Raw genomic sequence first — 15,083 nt, 5'->3', positions numbered from 1 at the left:
GCCGACGCCTTGACAGTAAAATTTGCAGCCGCCATCGTCCGCGATGGTTTCTTACGCAATCGTCCAACCGGCGCCGCGAGGAATACCTAGCTTGAATACCAACCTAGCTCAGGGCCTTGTGAACGATCTCGATTTACGTACCTTTTCGATGCGGTTTACGTTGCGGCAGCTCGCCTACTTCGTGGCTGCGGGCGAGGTGGGTGGAGTTACTCTGGCCTCGGAACGCATCAACATTTCCCAGCCAGCTATTTCGGCTGCCATCTCTCAGCTCGAAGCCGAGTTTGGCCTCCAACTCTTCGTCCGCCATCATGCGCAGGGATTGTCCCTGACGCCGGCAGGTCAACGCTTTTTGCATGCCGCCAAGGCACTGCTGCAGCAGGCCGAGAATATTCATGGCATTGCCGACGAAGTCACCCAGTCTGCTTCTGGACCCCTGAATGTTGGCTGGTTTCGCACTCTCTCGCCGATGCTCATTCCTGAGCTCTGCAAGAGGTTCATGCTTCAAAGCCCGGCAGTCAGACTGCAGGTCTGCGAGGAGGACGAAGCCACATTGATGGCGAAGCTGCGTCGGGCAGAGATCGATTTGGCACTCACCTATGCCATACATCTCACCGACGACATCGCCTTCGAGCCGCTGGCAGAGCTGCCGATCTACGTTCTATTGGCTTCGGACGATCCGCTTGCGCAGAGAGAATCGATCTCGCTGTTCGAAGTCGCCGCAAAGCCGTTCATTCAGCTGGATATGCCGCTAAGCAAGGAGTATTTTCTCTCGCTTTTCATGATGGAGGGCCTCACTCCGTACATCGCGGCAAAGTTTGAGTATCCCGAGACAGTTCGTAGTTTCGTAGGTTCTGGCTTTGGCTATTCACTGACGACAGCGAGGCCAATCAGTATGGTTGCCCTCACTGGCAAAGGCTTGTCTTATGTACGGCTGCAGGGCGATTATCCCCTTATGGTTCTCGGCATTGCAAGCCTGAAGGGGTTGCGCATGACACGTGCTGCAGAGAGCTTCGTAGACATTTGCCGCGCGCTGATTTCGACTAAGGATCTGCCGGGCATGTCTCCTTGGCGCTAAGCTGTTGAGTGAGGGCCTGCGCCTGCCCAGCCCCGCAGCATCGACATGCCCCACTCGGATCAGTGCGCGTGTTCGATCGAGCCTTGCGAGACATGACGCGCGCCAACCTGGAAATCGTCAGCCAGCAGCACGCTCGCACGGTCGCCCGCCAAGCCTGCCTCCGCGCCGAGCTGCTGGGCCTTGCGGAAAATCACAATGCCGGACAGCCGGGTGATGCGGGTCAACGATCCCGACGTCGCCGCCATCCTCGAGGGAAAACAGGAGCCGCTCCGGGGCCCTTGCAGGCCTGAAGTCGCAACAGCCTACGTCCCAGCGGCTCTAGGCGAGTGCTCGGAAGCATAAAAGAGAAATGATTACAGTTATTTAGGGGCTGGCGGAGAGAGCGGGATTCGAACCCGCGTTACGGTCTCCCGTAAACACACTTTCCAGGCGTGCGCCTTCAACCACTCGGCCACCTCTCCGCATGCGCGCTTGGCGCCGGCTGGTTATGCCGGGCCGGTTGGGAGTGCACGCATCTCCTTGGCGTCGGCTCGTTGAGCCGTCATTCGGTGCAGCCAACCTGCGGGCACCCATCGCCTGCCACCGAACACATTGAGCATCCGACTGCGGGGCTCATCTAGTCGATCCTGCGCCACTTGCCAAGCGCTGACGTGGCAAATGTTATCAGGCAAAATGATCGGGGTCGCGCGCAGCACCACGAACTGGGCGGGCCGCGACCGCAGGGCGATGGTCCAGGGCCGTGATCGGCCTTCTTGCAAGTGGCTGGCGCTCTGTCACAAAGTGCGGGGCAGGGGAGATTCGATGCCGTCCGAGAACGAACCGTCCGGCTGGGACATCTGGCGCTGGCTGCCGGTGGCATGGCTTTGCCTTGTCATGGCGCTCAGCGCACGCGGCATCGACGCCAGCATCGGCATCATGCTGGATTTCTCGATGCCGGCGGCGGTGTTGTACCTGATTTATGCCTCGGTCGGCTTCAGCGCGGTGACCATCGCCTGGGGGATTTATCTGCTTGTCCTTGCCTACAATCGCGATGTTCGCTTCCCGCGCAACTTCACCATCTGGCAATGGACGATCATCGCCTTCCTGGTGGCCAAGCAGATCTATGTCCTTGTCATGCCCGACTTCGCCTTTGGCCTTGTCGGTCTCGCCTGGGACGGCGGCGAGATCGCGATAGGCCTTGTTATGATCTGGCTGGTCAGCCGACAGGATCAACCGCGTGCCTTGGTAGGGAATGACGAACGCGCCCGTCCCGGCCTGCTGGTTTCGCTTTTCGCTGGTCTTATCGGCGTCATCGTCGGCGGGGCGGTCGGTGCCGTGGCCGGGCTTGCGGCCGGCACCGGCATTTCCGAGGTCACCGACATGAGCTGTTTCGAGGGCGCTTGCGGCTACTTCGTGGTGCTGGTCGGCCTGGTCGGCGGGTTGGTCGGTGCCATATCAGGTGGCATCTTCGCCGTCTGGCGCATCCATCGCCGCAGGCCCAAGGTCGCCGCCTAGCCATTTGCCTGTCAATTCGGCGTGTCCGAGATTGCGCCCGGGCGCCGCACACCCTATTTCTGCTGTCGAAACCGGTATCCTAGGGCCTCGCATGATCCGCTTCGTGTTCCGACTTGCCGCAGCGATCGCGCTTTCGGTGGCCGTCATCATGGCAGTGCTCGACGCCACCCGCACGGTGGCCGTGTCGCGGCTGGTGATGACCCCGCTCGACACCAGCTGGCAGACGGCCTCGCCGAGCACGCTTGCCGCGACCGAGGCTTTCGTCCGCGAAAAGACGGGCCCCGCATTGTGGGATGCGGCCATCGTGCCGGTGCTCAATCTTCCCGGCTTCGCGGTCTTCGCCGTCCTGGCTTTCCTGTTCTACGCGATAGGCCACAGGCGGCGCCCGGGCCGCTTCACTGCCGAAGTCTGACCGCCGGCCGCTGCCGCGGCGCGACAGGGTTTCGGCTCTATGAGAAAGGCAGACTCCCGATGTTTTTCCTGAGCGACATGCTGAACAAGAAGCTCAAGCTGCCGGTGCCAGGCGAGGCGCTGCCCGGCCGCGAGCGACCGCTTCCGACCGCCAACAAGCATCATGTCTCCAAGCGCCCGCTCAAGGGGCCTTACCCCGAGGGGTTCGAGCAGGCGCTGTTCGGCCTCGGCTGCTTCTGGGGCGCCGAGCGGCTGTTCTGGCAGACGCCAGGCGTCTGGGTGACGGCTGTCGGCTATGCCGGCGGGCTTACCCCCAATCCGACCTACCAGGAAACCTGCACCGGCCTCACCGGCCATGCCGAGGTCGTGCTTGTCGTCTTCGACCCCAAGGAGGTCGCCTACGCCGATCTGCTGAAGATCTTCTGGGAGAGCCACGACCCGACGCAGGGCATGCGCCAGGGCAACGATGTCGGCACCACCTACCGCTCGGCGATCTACACCTTCTCCGACGCGCAGCAGGCGGAGGCGATCGCCTCGCGCGATGCCTATCAGGCGGCGCTCAAGGGGGCGGGGCGCGACAAGATCACCACCGAGATCGCAGCCGCGCCGGAGTTCTATTTCGCCGAAGAGGATCACCAGCAGTATCTGGCCAAGAATCCCTATGGCTATTGCGGCCTGAAGGGCACCGGCGTTGCTTGCGCGATCCCTCAGCGGGCCGCCATTTAGGCATTCGTTTCACACACCATTTGCGACGCCTGTGCATTTTTCCAAAAGGTCAAGATTCCGCGTGAATTTTGTCTTGGCCCGTGCAAGAAATGGCTATGCGTGGGGGGATAGGGCCCTCGCCATGTGCTGTGCGGCAACCGGAGGAACGGTGCGTGCGGCGATCGCAAAAAGACAACCGACAGGGTGTGGATCACATGAAACGTATCGTTCTCGGCCTTCTGGCGGCCACCGCCATGTGTCTTCCGGCGTTTGCCGCTGATGTCCAGCCGGCACTGCTCTACGATCTCGGCGGCAAGTTCGACAAGTCGTTCAACGAAGCGTCCTTCAACGGCGCGGAAAAGTTCAAGGCCGAGACCGGCATCTCCTATGTCGAGTTCGAAGTCTCCAATGCCTCGCAGCGCGACCAGGCGTTGCGCCGCTTTGCCGAGGACGGCCGCAACCCGATCGTCATGGCCGGCTTCGCCTGGTCCGAGGCGCTCGACAAGGTGGCGACCGACTATCCGGACCTCAAGTTCGCCATCATCGACATGGTCGTCGAAAAGCCCAACGTGAAGTCGATCGTCTTCAAGGAACATGAAGGTTCCTACCTCGTCGGCGTGATGGCGGCGCTCGCCTCCACCACCAAGAAGGTCGGCTTCGTCGGCGGCATGGACGTTCCGCTGATCCGCAAGTTCGGCTGCGGCTACGTTGGCGGTGCCAAGGCTGCCGGTGCCACCGAAGTCATCCAGAACATGACCGGCGACACGCCGGCTGCATGGAACGACCCGACCAAGGGCGGTGAAATCACCAAGACGCAGATCTCGCAGGGCGCCGACGTGGTTTACGCCGCTGCCGGCGGCACTGGCGTCGGCGTGCTCCAGGCTGCGGCAGATGCCGGCAAGCTCGGCATCGGCGTCGATTCCAACCAGAATGGCCTGCAGCCCGGCAAGGTGCTGACCTCGATGCTCAAGCGCGTCGACGTTGCCGTCTACAACGCCTTCATGGATGCCAAGAACGACAAGTTCGAAGGCGGCATCAACAATCTCGGCCTCAAGGAAGGCGGCGTCGACTACGCCATGGACGACAACAACAAGGCGCTCGTCACCGACGAGATGAAGGCTGCGGTCGAAAAGGCCAAGGCCGACATCATCGCCGGTACCGTCCAGGTCCACGACTACACCTCGGACGACAAGTGCCCCTATTGATCGGCTGAAGACCGGAAATGCGAACCACCGGGCATGTGCCTGGTGGTTCGTTTCGTTCAGGCAGGAGAATTTCACGGAGCTCGCCACCGGCGGGAGGATGTGATGGCCAAGGTCACCGGCATAGGCGGTTTCTTCTTTCGCGCCAGAGAGCCCCAGTCGCTCGCTGCCTGGTACGAGAAGCATCTCGGCATCCTCGACATCGCCAAGGAAGTCTGGAAGCAGCAGGCGGGTCCGACCGTGTTTGCACCCTTCAGCCACGACACCGACTATTTCGGGCGCGCCGAACAGCAATGGCTGATCAACCTGCGCGTCGACGATCTCGATGGCATGATGGCCGACCTCACGGCGGCGGGAATAGCAGTCGAGACGCGTGCCGAATGGGATTCCGAGGTCGGGCGCTTCTGCCGCATCCACGATCCCGAGGGCAACCCGATCGAGCTGTGGCAACCGTCTGATGCGGCCGGCCTGACCTGAAAGCCTTGGCAGCGTGCGGTTCTACCAGTGCGGAGGTTTCGTCACCGGCGTGTCGGGCAGGGTCTGCTCCTCGAGGACGAGGAAGCGGTCGGCCAGCGCGTCGAGCTTCTTCTGCAGGCGGTCGATCACCTTCCACTGCTCCGCGACCTGGCCCGAAAGCTCCTCGATCACGTGCTCCTGTTCGGCATTGCGGATTTCCAGCGTCGTCAGCCGATCCTGTGGCGTGGTCATGGTCAATGCTCCTCGGTCCGCAATGGTCGGGACCAGTCGAAAGTGGGCATCCGCGCCCGGTTTGTCGAGTACGGGAGCCGAGCCGATTGGCAGGGCAGGGCGACCGTGCTAGCTCTTCGGACAAGCCATAACAAGAACATAAGAACCTGAGGTGGGACGGTCGAATGGCTGAAAATGCGATCGAGCTGATCGGCATCAACAAGAGTTTCGGCGCCGTGCGCGCCAACCGCGACATCGCGCTCGAAATTCCGCGCGGCACCATCCACGGCATCATCGGCGAGAACGGAGCCGGCAAGTCGACGCTGATGTCGATCCTGTACGGTTTCTACCAGGCCGACAGCGGCGAAATCCGTGTCAACGGCAAGCCGACGGCGATCAAGACACCGAACGACGCCATCGCCGCCGGCATCGGCATGGTCCACCAGCACTTCATGCTGGTCGAGAACTTCTCGGTGCTGGAGAACGTCATCCTTGGCGCCGAGGGCGAGGCCCTGCTGACGAAGTCGATCGCCAAGGCGCGCTCGGAACTGCGCCGCCTGGAGAAGGAATACGGCCTCGAGGTCGATCCCGACGCGCTCATCGAAGAACTGCCGGTCGGGCTCCAGCAACGCGTCGAAATCCTCAAGGCGCTTTATCGCGGCGCCGAGATACTGATCCTCGACGAGCCGACGGGCGTGCTGACCCCGGCCGAGGCCGACCACCTGTTCCGCATCCTCGAGCAGCTCAAGGAGCAGGGCAAGACGGTGGTGCTAATCACGCACAAGCTGCGCGAGATCATGGCCATCACCGATAATGTCTCGGTCATGCGCCAGGGCACGATGGTGGCGACACGCAAGACCAGCGAGACCACGGTCGAGGAGCTGGCCGAGCTGATGGTCGGCCGCCGCGTCCTGCTGCGCGTCGAAAAGGGCGAGGCAAAGCCCGGCGCGGTCAAGCTTGCGGTCAAGAACCTGACGGTCAAGGACTCGCGCGGCGTCACCATGGTCGACGACGTCTCCTTCGACATTCGCGCCGGCGAGATCGTCGGCATTGCTGGTGTTGCCGGCAACGGCCAGTCAGAACTGATGGAAGCCGTTTCCGGCATCCGCAAGGCGGTGTCCGGTACGGTCATGCTCGATGGCACACCGATCGACCTGACCGGCCAGGCCGACCCGGGCGAACTGCGCGACCGTGGCCTGGCCCATGTGCCGGAGGACCGGCATCACGTCGGCCTGGTACTCGCCTTCGACGAAAGCGAGAACTCGATCCTCGGCTATCACGACAAGCCGCAATATCTGAAGGGCCCGTTCCTCAATCTCGAGGCGATCCAGAAGGACGCGCAGGACAAGATCGAGAAATACGACATCCGCCCGGCCAATCCCCGGCTCAAGACCGCCAATTTCTCCGGCGGCAACCAGCAGAAGATCGTGCTCGCCCGCGAGATCGAGCAGGACCCCGGCGTCCTGATCGTCGGCCAGCCAACCCGCGGCGTCGATGTCGGCGCCATCGAATTCATACACAAGCGGCTGATCGCCATGCGCGACCAGGGCAAGGCGGTGCTGTTGATCTCCGTCGAACTCGACGAGATCCGCTCGCTGTCTGACCGCATCCTGGTGATGTTTGCCGGCCGCGTCGTCGGCGAGCGCGGACCCGAAACCAGCGAAGGCGAGCTTGGTCTGCTGATGGCCGGCGTCGAGCACAAGGAAGCCGCCGAATGAGCACGCCTTACGCAAAACTGCCGGCATGGGCCGACTACGGCCTCATCCCCCTCATCAACCTGCTTGTTGCCTTTGCGGTGGCCGGCCTTGTGGTGCTGCTCGTCGGCGAAAACCCGCTGCGTGCCGCCGTCATCCTCGTCGAGGGTGCCTTCGGCAGCGGCCAGGGCATTGCCTACACGCTCTACTACGCCACCAACTTCATCTTCACCGGCCTCGCGGTGGCGGTTGCCTTCCATTGCGGCCTGTTCAACATCGGCGGCGAGGGCCAAGCCTATATCGCCGGCCTCGGCATCGCCATCGTTGTCCTGGCCTTCGACAGCACGCTGCCATGGTGGGTCGTCTTCCCGATGGCGATCATCGCCTCGGCGCTCTTCGGCGCGCTCTGGGCGCTGATCCCGGCCTATCTCCAGGCCAAGCGCGGCTCGCACATCGTCATCACCACCATCATGTTCAACTTCATCGCCGCCTCCGTGATGGTCTACATGCTGGTCAACGTGTTGAAGCCCGCCGGGTCGATGGCGCCGCAAACGCGCCAATTCCTCGAAGGCGGGCAACTGCCCAAGCTCGGCTGGCTGCTGGCCGAGTTCGGCCTCAAGGTCAGGCCATCGGCGCCGCTCAACATCTCGTTCCTGCTGGCGCTGGCCATGGCCTTCCTGGTCTGGGTGCTGATCTGGCGCACCAAGCTCGGCTACGAGATCCGTACTTACGGCTTCAGCTCGAAAGCCGCGCGCTACGCCGGCATTTCGGAAACGCGCATCATCATCGTCACCATGCTGATCTCCGGCGCCCTGGCCGGCATGATGGCGCTCAACCCGATCATGGGCGACCAGCACAACGTTCCGCTCGACTTCGCCGGCGGGGCCGGTTTCGTCGGTATCGCGGTTGCGCTGATGGGCCGCTCGCATCCGGTCGGCATCGTGCCGGCGGCGATCCTGTTCGGCATGCTCTATCAGGGCGGTGCCGAACTCGCCTTCGAGATGCCGAACATCAGCCGCGACATGATCGTCATCATCCAGGGCTTGGTCATCCTGTTTGCCGGTGCGCTGGAAAACATGTTCCGCCCGACGATCCAGGGCATCTTCGCGAGCTTCAGTCCACGATCGGTCGGCATCGCGGCCAAAGGGGAGCGTGCCTGAAATGGAATTCGTCGACACGCTCATCAACATCCTGAACTCGACGATCCGCGTTTCGGTGCCGTTGCTGCTCGCCTGCCTGGCCGGCCTCTATTCCGAACGCGCCGGCGTCTTCGACATCGGCCTCGAGGGCAAGATGCTGGCCGGCGCCTTTGCCGGTGCTGCTGCCGCTGCCGTCTTTGCCTCGGCATGGATCGGCCTGCTCGTCGCCGTGCTGGTCTCGGTCGGCATGGCGCTGATCCACGGCTTTGCCTCGATCACCCACCGGGGCAACCAGATCGTCTCGGGCGTTGCCATCAATTTCATCGCCGCCGGCTCGACGATCATCCTCGGACAGGCCTGGTTCCAGCAGGGCGGCCGCACGCCCTCACTGCCGCCCGAAGGTCGCTTCGGCGCCATCCACCTGCCGGGTGCCGATGCCCTGCGCGATGTGCCGATCATCGGCCAGCTCTATTCCGGCCTGCTGTCGGGCCATTCGCTGCTGACCTACGTCGCCTTCCTGGCGGTGCCGTTCACCTGGTGGGTGCTGTTCCGCACGCGCTTCGGCTTGCGCCTGCGCGCCGTCGGCGAAAATCCGGCAGCTGTCGACACGGCGGGCATTTCTGTCGCCTGGCTGCGCTATCGTGCGGTCATCTGCACCGGCATCCTCACCGGTCTTGCCGGTTCCTACATGGCGCTCGCCCAGAACGCCGGCTTCGTCAAGGACATGACCGCCGGTCGCGGCTACATCGCGCTCGCCGCCCTGATCTTCGCCAAGTGGAAACCGGTGCCGGCGATGTTCGCCTGCCTGCTGTTCGGCTTTCTCGACGCGCTGTCGATCCGCCTGCAGGGCTCGCCGCTGCCGGTCATCGGCAAGGTGCCGGTGCAGCTGATGCAGGCGCTGCCCTATATCCTCACCGTCATCCTGCTCGCCGGTTTCATCGGCAAGGCCATCCCGCCCCGCGCCGGCGGCGTGCCTTATGTGAAGGAGCGCTGATCTTGTCGCACGACCTGTTCCAGGCGGCCCGCACCGCCATGGCCAAGGCCTACGCGCCCTATTCGAAATTCCCGGTTGGCGCGGCACTGCGCACCGAAGACGGCCAAGTATTTGCCGGCGCCAATATCGAGGTCGCCTCCTATCCCGAGGGCTGGTGCGCCGAGACCACGGCACTTGGCCACTACATCATGGCCGGCGGCGGCAAGATCACCGAGATCGCCGTCGTTGCCGAGCGCATGGCCCGCATCACCCCGTGCGGCGGCTGCCGCCAACGCCTCGCCGAATTCACCAGCCCCGACACCAAGCTCTATCTCTGCGACGATGCCGGCATCGTCGAAACCGTGACCATGGGTCAGATGCTGCCTTATGGCTTCGAAGGCGAGATGCTCAAATGAAGGAAGCCGTCGATCGCCTTGTCGAGCAGCTCGACGGTCTCGCCCCGGCAACCGCCATGGTGCTGGGCTCCGGCCTCGGCGGTCTCGTCGATGAGGTCGAAAACGCCGTTCGCATTCCTTACGCCGCCTTGCCCGGTTTCCCCAGGAGCGGCGTCACCGGCCATGCCGGCGAATTGGTCGCCGGGCTGTTTGGTGGCCGGCCTGTGGTCATGATGGCCGGCCGTGCCCATTATTACGAGCATGGTGACGCCTCGGTGATGCGTCCGGCGCTCGAGACTCTCGCCGGTATCGGCGTCACCAAGCTGGTACTGACCAATGCGGCGGGCTCTGTCGATCCCGAAATGCTGCCCGGTTCGATCATGCTGATCGAGGACCACATCAATTTCGCCGGCACCAACCCGCTGTTCGGCGAGCCCACCGACCGCCGCTTCGTCGGCCTGACCGAGGCCTATGACGGCCGCCTGCGCAAGGCCTTCGAGGCCGCCGCCGATGCCGCCGCGATCGAACTGCACAAGGGCGTCTACATGTGGTTCTCCGGCCCGTCCTTCGAGACGCCTGCCGAGATCCGCATGGCCCGCATGTTCGGCGCCAATGCAGTTGGCATGTCTACCGTGCCGGAAGCGATCATCGCCCGCTTCCTCGGCCTTCGTGTCGTCGCCTGCTCGGTCATCACCAACCTTGCCGCCGGCATGACCGGCGCCGAGCTGTCGCATCGCGAGACCAAGGACATGGCGCCCATCGGCGGCGCCCGCCTCGCCACCGTGCTGCGCAAGGCCTTCGAGAAAGGCTCGTTTGATGAGTAAGCGTTGGGTGGCGCCGGCGAGGAACGCTGCGTTCCTTCACGCCCCCCTCTGGCCTGCCGGCCATCTCCCCCTCAAGGGGGGAGATCAGTCTCGTCAACGCCGCGCCAATTCCTGCAACTTGGGGCGCTTTGGCCGACAAGGAGATTCCATTCTGCCGCTGACGATTGGGCGAGGCGTCTGCTAAGGCCTGATCTCCCCCCTTGAGGGGGAGATGGCCGGCAGGCCAGAGGGGGGCAACATGGAGCGCCAACCTTTGCCGACCGCGAGCGCCCTCTGATGCTCCCGCAGGAAATCATACGCCGCAAACGTGACGGCAAGCCGCTGGGCGCCGACGAGATCAAAGCCTTCGTCGCCGGCGTCACCTCGGGCACAGTCTCCGAAGGCCAGATCGCGGCCTTCGGCATGGCTGTCTTCTTCAACGGCATGAGCCGCGACGAGGCCGTGGCGCTCACCACCGCCATGCGCGATTCCGGCGACGTGCTCGACTGGTCAGACCTGCCTGGTCCCGTCACCGACAAGCATTCCACCGGCGGCGTCGGCGACAACGTCTCCTTGATGCTCGCCCCCATCGTCGCCGCCTGTGGCGCCTATGTGCCGATGATCTCCGGCCGCGGCCTCGGCCATACCGGCGGCACGCTCGACAAGATGGACTCGATCCCGGGCTATGCCAGCCAGCCCGACCTTGCCCTGTTCAGGCGCACAGTGCGCGAGGCCGGCTGCGCCATCATCGGCCAGACTGCCGACCTCGCCCCCGCCGACAAGCGTTTCTACGGCGTCCGCGACGTCACCGCGACGGTCGAATCCGTGCCGCTCATCACTGCCTCTATCCTGTCCAAGAAACTGGCCGCCGGCCTCGGCTCGCTGGTGCTCGACGTCAAGATCGGCAACGGCGCCTTCATGGAAAAGACGCGCGACGCCTCGGCACTCGCCACCAGCCTCGTCGAGGTTGCCAACGGTGCGGGCCTCAGGACCACGGCGCTGATCACCGGCATGAGCGAGCCGCTGGCCTCCGCCGCCGGCAATGCCGTCGAGGTCCAGAACGCCGTCGATTTTCTCACCGGCCGCTTCCGCGATCCTCGCCTCGAACAGGTCACGCTGGCGCTCGCCGCCGAGATGCTGCTTTCCGCCGACAGGGCCACCTCTCAGCGCGAGGGGTTGGCGCGGGCGCGCACGGCCCTGGAGGATGGCACCGCCGCCGACATCTTCGGCCGCATGGTCTCAATTCTGGGTGGGCCGGCCGATTTCGTGGCGAACCCGCCCAAGTACCTGCCCAAAGCAGATGTAGAACTCGCCGTGACGGCCCCGCTCAACGGCTTCGTGACTGCCATCGCCACCCGCGACATCGGCCTCGCCGTGGTTGCCCTCGGTGGCGGGCGCACCCGGCCGCAGGACAAGGTCGACCATGCCGTCGGCATCACGCGGCTGCTGCCGGTGGGTGCGGAGGTCAAGAAGGGCGACCCCCTGGCACTCGTCCATGCCCGCAGTGCTTCCGATGCCGAGGCCGCCGCAGCCGCCGTGCGCGCCGCCTACGGTCTTGGCGAGGCAAAGCCCGCTGCCGCCAAGGTCATCGCCAGGCGCATCGCGCCGCGCAGCTAAGTTTGCCACGCAGCGCCAAAGGCACGTCCAACATGATCAGCGTGCGTGCTTGCGGCCGAAGCAGGCGACGGCCAGTGCGGCCAGAAGTGTGGCTGCGACGCTGTAGATGAAGGCGCTGTTGACGCCGATGTTGTCCACGAGCAGGCCGCCGAAGACAGCGCCCAGCGCGATCGCCACCTGGAACGTCGCCACCATCAGGCCGCCGGCGCTTTCAGCCTGGTCGGGCGCGGCACGTACCATCCACGTCTGCACGCCCACCGGCACGGCCCCGAAGGCAAAGCCCCAGGCAGCGATGGCGATGGTCGAGATAGTCGGCGACACGCCCGCGAGCAGGAGCGCGAGTGCGGCAATCGAGATGAGCAGGGGAGCCAGCGTCACTGCCGACTTCAGGCTGCGCTCGGCAAGGAACCCGCCGCCAAGATTGCCGAAGAAGCCGCCGATGCCGAACGCCAGCAGCACGAGCGAGATGGTCTCGATGCCGAGCGCCGGCACCTGTTCGAGGAAGGCTCGGAAATAGGTGAAGCCGGCGAAGTGGCCCGACGCGGTCAGGATCACCAGGAGCAGGCCGACCCGGATCATCGGGTTCTTGCTCACGTCGAGCAAGGCGCCGAAGCTCGCAATGCCGATGGGCGGCAGCTTCGGCAGCGTGGCGAATTGCACGATCAGCGTGACCACGCCGACGCCTGCCGCGATGACGAAGGCGCTGCGCCAGCCCCAGACATCGCCGACATAGGCGCCCACGGGTGCGGCGCAGACAGTCGCGACCGACACGCCGGTCAGGATGATCGACATGGCGCGCGGCAGCACATCGCTGGGCACCAGCCGCATCGCAATTGCCGCCGACATCGACCAGAACCCGCCAAGCGCGATCCCGAGCAGCACGCGAGCGAACAGCAGCGACGGCAGCGACCAGGCAGTGGCTGCAAGCAGGCTCGAGACGACCAGAAGCACCGACAGGCCGATCATCACGTGCCGCCGGTCGATCCGTTTTGTCGCAATGGCCATGGTCGGTGCTGCAATGGCGCCGACGATTGCTGTTGCGGTCACCGCTTGCCCCGCTGTTCCTTCGCTGATGCCCAGATCCTGGGCCAGCGGCGTCAGCAGGCTTGCCGGAAGAAACTCGGCCGTGACAAGGCCGAACACCCCGAGCGACAGCGAAACCACAGCGCCCCACATGGGTTCCGCACGCTCCGCGGGTCTCGATTGCTGGAGTGGGATACCGTCCAGTGTTGCGGCCGCGATATCGTTCATGGTGGGTCTCCGATTGTGATGCGGTGCAACATGGGGCTGACGATTTGGCGTTTCCATGATAGAAACGCCAGCATGAATGATCATTCGTCCAAATTTTCCGGCGATCCTCTGACCGACATCCTGCGCGGCCTTCGTCTCGAAGGTGTCGAGTACGGCCGCTGGGAACTGAAGGAGCCGTGGAATATCGAATTCCCGGCCCAGGCCACGGCGCGGTTCTATTTCGTCGGCCAGAAGGCTTGCTGGCTGCGCCAGCCGTCGGGCGAATGGGTCGAACTTAAATGCGGCGATGCTGTACTTTTGCCGCGGGGCGCCACCCATGCCCTGGCGAGCGAACCTGGCGCCAGATCCTCGCCGGTCAACGGCTACGAGATCCGGGAGGTCTGCAAGGACGTCTTTTGCCTGTCGACACAAGGCTGCATGCCGGGCACGCTCCTCTTCTGCGGCAGCATGCATTTCAACCTCGACGGCCTCCATCCGCTGCTCGGCATGATGCCCGATGTCATGCGCACCACCGAACTCGTGGCCCACGATCCCGGCATCACGGACCTGCTGGAGGCCATGGCGCGTGAGGTCCGGCTCGAGCGCGTCGGTTCCGCCGGTATCGTCGCACGGCTTGCCGACGTGCTGGCTGCCATCATCATCCGCTCGTGGGTCGAGCGCGGCTGCGGCGATTCGAGCGGCTGGATAGCGGCAGTCCGGGACCCCAAGGTCGGAAGGGTGCTCGCTGCCATCCATCTCGAACCGACCCGCAACTGGACGGTCGAGGCGCTGGCCCGGATCATGGGCGCTTCACGCTCGGGCTTCGCCGACCGCTTTGCCGCCATCGTCGGCGAAACGCCGGCGCGCTACGTCACCCAGGTCAGGATGCATCAGGCCAGGCAGTGGCTGGTCCGCGACCGCCTCAGGACTTCGGTCGTCGCCTCACGGCTGGGCTACGATTCGGAGGCGGCGTTCAGTCGTGCCTTCAAGCGTGTCATCGGCCAGCCGCCCGGCCACTTCAGGACATCGGGCCAGGCGTCCGGCGCCTAGCGTCCTACTGCACCAGCAGCAGGGAGCCGTCCTCGACCTGGTACTTCTTCAGCCGCGACAGGAAGCTCATGCCGATCAGCGTGCCTTCGAGCGCCTTGTCCTCGAGCACCACCACCGGAACGTCGTCGACGCTGATCCGCCCGATCTGCAGCCGCTCGATGCGCGCCACGGCGGCCTTGGCAACGCCGTTGGCGGTGTTCACTTCCCGGGTGAAGTCGCCGGCCGCGACCTTCACGCCGGCGCGCCGCGCCGTCGAAAGGTTGATGGCGACCAGCGTCGCACCTGTGTCGACCATGGCCTCCACAGTGCGGCCGTTGAGCTTGAAGCTTGCGGTGAAATGCCCACGCATGTCGGCGTCGATCGTGACGCGCCGGCCCGCCGTCGATGCGGTCGCCGCGCTGACGGCTATCGGCTGCGGCGCAGGGACGTTGCCCGCCGCACTCGTTCCCAGCAGCGTCTTCAGCGTATCGCCGTGCTTTTCGTAGAGCGACGGCAACGACGCCGACGCGCTGGCGCAAAGGCCGAATATGATGATCTTACGCAGCATGGTGACGCCTCGAATTCAGGCGTCACCCTAGGCCGTGGATGGTGATCGCGCCTTTAACGGC

General features: G+C 64.4%; 17 protein-coding genes and 1 tRNA gene. 13 read left to right on the top strand and 5 right to left on the bottom strand.

Features of this window, described 5'->3' with window-relative positions; all coding sequences use genetic code 11:
* Nucleotides 1-91: 91 nt before the first annotated feature.
* Nucleotides 92-1,075: a LysR family transcriptional regulator gene (locus O1Y97_RS00730; protein ID WP_245439556.1), complete on the top strand. Its 984-nt coding sequence runs from the start codon at nt 92-94 to the stop codon at nt 1,073-1,075.
* A gap of 59 nt (nt 1,076-1,134) precedes the next feature.
* Here the strand turns inward: O1Y97_RS00730 and O1Y97_RS00725 are convergent, their stop codons facing one another.
* On the bottom strand, nt 1,135-1,299 hold the full coding sequence (locus O1Y97_RS00725) for a hypothetical protein (protein ID WP_159091509.1): 165 nt from the start codon (nt 1,297-1,299) through the stop codon (nt 1,135-1,137).
* Between the two features lie 147 nt (nt 1,300-1,446).
* Nucleotides 1,447-1,536, bottom strand: a tRNA-Ser gene (locus O1Y97_RS00720).
* Between the two features lie 340 nt (nt 1,537-1,876).
* Between O1Y97_RS00720 and O1Y97_RS00715 the strand changes: the two genes are divergently transcribed.
* The 5 genes from O1Y97_RS00715 to O1Y97_RS00695 all read left to right on the top strand — a co-directional run bounded on the left by O1Y97_RS00715 (nt 1,877) and on the right by O1Y97_RS00695 (nt 5,364).
* Nucleotides 1,877-2,569 carry a hypothetical protein gene (locus O1Y97_RS00715; RefSeq protein WP_318762749.1) on the top strand — a complete coding sequence of 231 codons (693 nt, stop codon included), beginning with the start codon at nt 1,877-1,879 and terminating at the stop codon, nt 2,567-2,569.
* 91 nt (nt 2,570-2,660) lie between these two features.
* Nucleotides 2,661-2,981, top strand: coding sequence for a hypothetical protein (locus tag O1Y97_RS00710; protein WP_318762748.1), 321 nt, complete (start codon nt 2,661-2,663; stop codon nt 2,979-2,981).
* A gap of 59 nt (nt 2,982-3,040) precedes the next feature.
* The gene (gene msrA / locus O1Y97_RS00705) at nt 3,041-3,706 is read left to right on the top strand and encodes a peptide-methionine (S)-S-oxide reductase MsrA (protein WP_108605504.1); all 666 of its coding nucleotides are present in this window, start codon (nt 3,041-3,043) and stop codon (nt 3,704-3,706) included.
* Nucleotides 3,707-3,900: 194 nt separating this feature from the next.
* Entirely contained in the window at nt 3,901-4,890 is a 990-nt protein-coding gene (locus tag O1Y97_RS00700) for a BMP family lipoprotein (protein ID WP_108605503.1), read from the top strand.
* Between the two features lie 102 nt (nt 4,891-4,992).
* Nucleotides 4,993-5,364 carry a VOC family protein gene (locus O1Y97_RS00695; RefSeq protein ID WP_108605502.1) on the top strand — a complete coding sequence of 124 codons (372 nt, stop codon included), beginning with the start codon at nt 4,993-4,995 and terminating at the stop codon, nt 5,362-5,364.
* Between the two features lie 21 nt (nt 5,365-5,385).
* Here O1Y97_RS00695 and O1Y97_RS00690 read toward each other — a convergent pair whose 3' ends face one another.
* On the bottom strand, nt 5,386-5,595 hold the full coding sequence (locus O1Y97_RS00690) for a SlyX family protein (protein ID WP_108605501.1): 210 nt from the start codon (nt 5,593-5,595) through the stop codon (nt 5,386-5,388).
* Nucleotides 5,596-5,759: 164 nt separating this feature from the next.
* Between O1Y97_RS00690 and O1Y97_RS00685 the strand changes: the two genes are divergently transcribed.
* The 6 genes from O1Y97_RS00685 (at nt 5,760) to deoA (ending at nt 12,195) form a co-directional block, all read left to right on the top strand.
* Nucleotides 5,760-7,292, top strand: coding sequence for an ABC transporter ATP-binding protein (locus tag O1Y97_RS00685; RefSeq protein ID WP_183262938.1), 1,533 nt, complete (start codon nt 5,760-5,762; stop codon nt 7,290-7,292).
* A complete protein-coding gene (locus O1Y97_RS00680) occupies nt 7,289-8,428 on the top strand; it encodes an ABC transporter permease (protein ID WP_108605499.1) in 1,140 nt (379 codons plus the stop codon). Before O1Y97_RS00685 ends, O1Y97_RS00680 begins: the two co-directional genes overlap by 4 nt.
* 1 nt (nt 8,429) lies before the next feature.
* Nucleotides 8,430-9,401, top strand: a complete 972-nt coding sequence (locus O1Y97_RS00675; RefSeq protein ID WP_108605498.1) for an ABC transporter permease — start codon at nt 8,430-8,432, stop codon at nt 9,399-9,401.
* 2 nt (nt 9,402-9,403) lie between these two features.
* Entirely contained in the window at nt 9,404-9,796 is a 393-nt protein-coding gene (gene cdd / locus O1Y97_RS00670) for a cytidine deaminase (RefSeq protein WP_108605497.1), read from the top strand.
* Nucleotides 9,793-10,599 carry a purine-nucleoside phosphorylase gene (locus O1Y97_RS00665; protein ID WP_108605496.1) on the top strand — a complete coding sequence of 269 codons (807 nt, stop codon included), beginning with the start codon at nt 9,793-9,795 and terminating at the stop codon, nt 10,597-10,599. Before cdd ends, O1Y97_RS00665 begins: the two co-directional genes overlap by 4 nt.
* A 276-nt stretch (nt 10,600-10,875) precedes the next feature.
* Nucleotides 10,876-12,195 carry a thymidine phosphorylase gene (gene deoA, locus O1Y97_RS00660; RefSeq protein ID WP_108605494.1) on the top strand — a complete coding sequence of 440 codons (1,320 nt, stop codon included), beginning with the start codon at nt 10,876-10,878 and terminating at the stop codon, nt 12,193-12,195.
* Between the two features lie 36 nt (nt 12,196-12,231).
* Here deoA and O1Y97_RS00655 read toward each other — a convergent pair whose 3' ends face one another.
* Nucleotides 12,232-13,446: an MFS transporter gene (locus O1Y97_RS00655; protein ID WP_318762747.1), complete on the bottom strand. Its 1,215-nt coding sequence runs from the start codon at nt 13,444-13,446 to the stop codon at nt 12,232-12,234.
* Nucleotides 13,447-13,518: 72 nt separating this feature from the next.
* Here O1Y97_RS00655 and O1Y97_RS00650 point away from each other — a divergent pair, with 72 nt between their 5' ends.
* Nucleotides 13,519-14,475: an AraC family transcriptional regulator gene (locus O1Y97_RS00650; protein ID WP_318762746.1), complete on the top strand. Its 957-nt coding sequence runs from the start codon at nt 13,519-13,521 to the stop codon at nt 14,473-14,475.
* A gap of 4 nt (nt 14,476-14,479) precedes the next feature.
* Here O1Y97_RS00650 and O1Y97_RS00645 read toward each other — a convergent pair whose 3' ends face one another.
* Nucleotides 14,480-15,022, bottom strand: coding sequence for a TIGR02281 family clan AA aspartic protease (locus tag O1Y97_RS00645; protein ID WP_318762745.1), 543 nt, complete (start codon nt 15,020-15,022; stop codon nt 14,480-14,482).
* Nucleotides 15,023-15,083 lie beyond the last annotated feature (61 nt).

The sequence above is a fragment of the Aminobacter niigataensis genome (assembly GCF_946995915.1).
GTDB lineage: Bacteria > Pseudomonadota > Alphaproteobacteria > Rhizobiales > Rhizobiaceae > Aminobacter > Aminobacter niigataensis.
The sequence above is the reverse complement of the archived record's forward strand: the minus strand, read 5'-3'. Positions and strand labels throughout refer to the sequence as shown.

Coding starts and splice junctions, on each gene's coding strand:
- O1Y97_RS00715 (WP_318762749.1), top strand. CDS start 1,877: ATGCCGTCCGAGAACGAACCGTCCGGCTGGGACATCTGGCGCTGGCTG.
- O1Y97_RS00710 (WP_318762748.1), top strand. CDS start 2,661: ATGATCCGCTTCGTGTTCCGACTTGCCGCAGCGATCGCGCTTTCGGTG.
- msrA (WP_108605504.1), top strand. CDS start 3,041: ATGTTTTTCCTGAGCGACATGCTGAACAAGAAGCTCAAGCTGCCGGTG.
- O1Y97_RS00700 (WP_108605503.1), top strand. CDS start 3,901: ATGAAACGTATCGTTCTCGGCCTTCTGGCGGCCACCGCCATGTGTCTT.
- O1Y97_RS00695 (WP_108605502.1), top strand. CDS start 4,993: ATGGCCAAGGTCACCGGCATAGGCGGTTTCTTCTTTCGCGCCAGAGAG.
- O1Y97_RS00690 (WP_108605501.1), bottom strand. CDS start 5,595: ATGACCACGCCACAGGATCGGCTGACGACGCTGGAAATCCGCAATGCC.
- O1Y97_RS00685 (WP_183262938.1), top strand. CDS start 5,760: ATGGCTGAAAATGCGATCGAGCTGATCGGCATCAACAAGAGTTTCGGC.
- O1Y97_RS00680 (WP_108605499.1), top strand. CDS start 7,289: ATGAGCACGCCTTACGCAAAACTGCCGGCATGGGCCGACTACGGCCTC.
- O1Y97_RS00675 (WP_108605498.1), top strand. CDS start 8,430: ATGGAATTCGTCGACACGCTCATCAACATCCTGAACTCGACGATCCGC.
- O1Y97_RS00665 (WP_108605496.1), top strand. CDS start 9,793: ATGAAGGAAGCCGTCGATCGCCTTGTCGAGCAGCTCGACGGTCTCGCC.
- deoA (WP_108605494.1), top strand. CDS start 10,876: ATGCTCCCGCAGGAAATCATACGCCGCAAACGTGACGGCAAGCCGCTG.
- O1Y97_RS00655 (WP_318762747.1), bottom strand. CDS start 13,446: ATGAACGATATCGCGGCCGCAACACTGGACGGTATCCCACTCCAGCAA.
- O1Y97_RS00650 (WP_318762746.1), top strand. CDS start 13,519: ATGAATGATCATTCGTCCAAATTTTCCGGCGATCCTCTGACCGACATC.
- O1Y97_RS00645 (WP_318762745.1), bottom strand. CDS start 15,022: ATGCTGCGTAAGATCATCATATTCGGCCTTTGCGCCAGCGCGTCGGCG.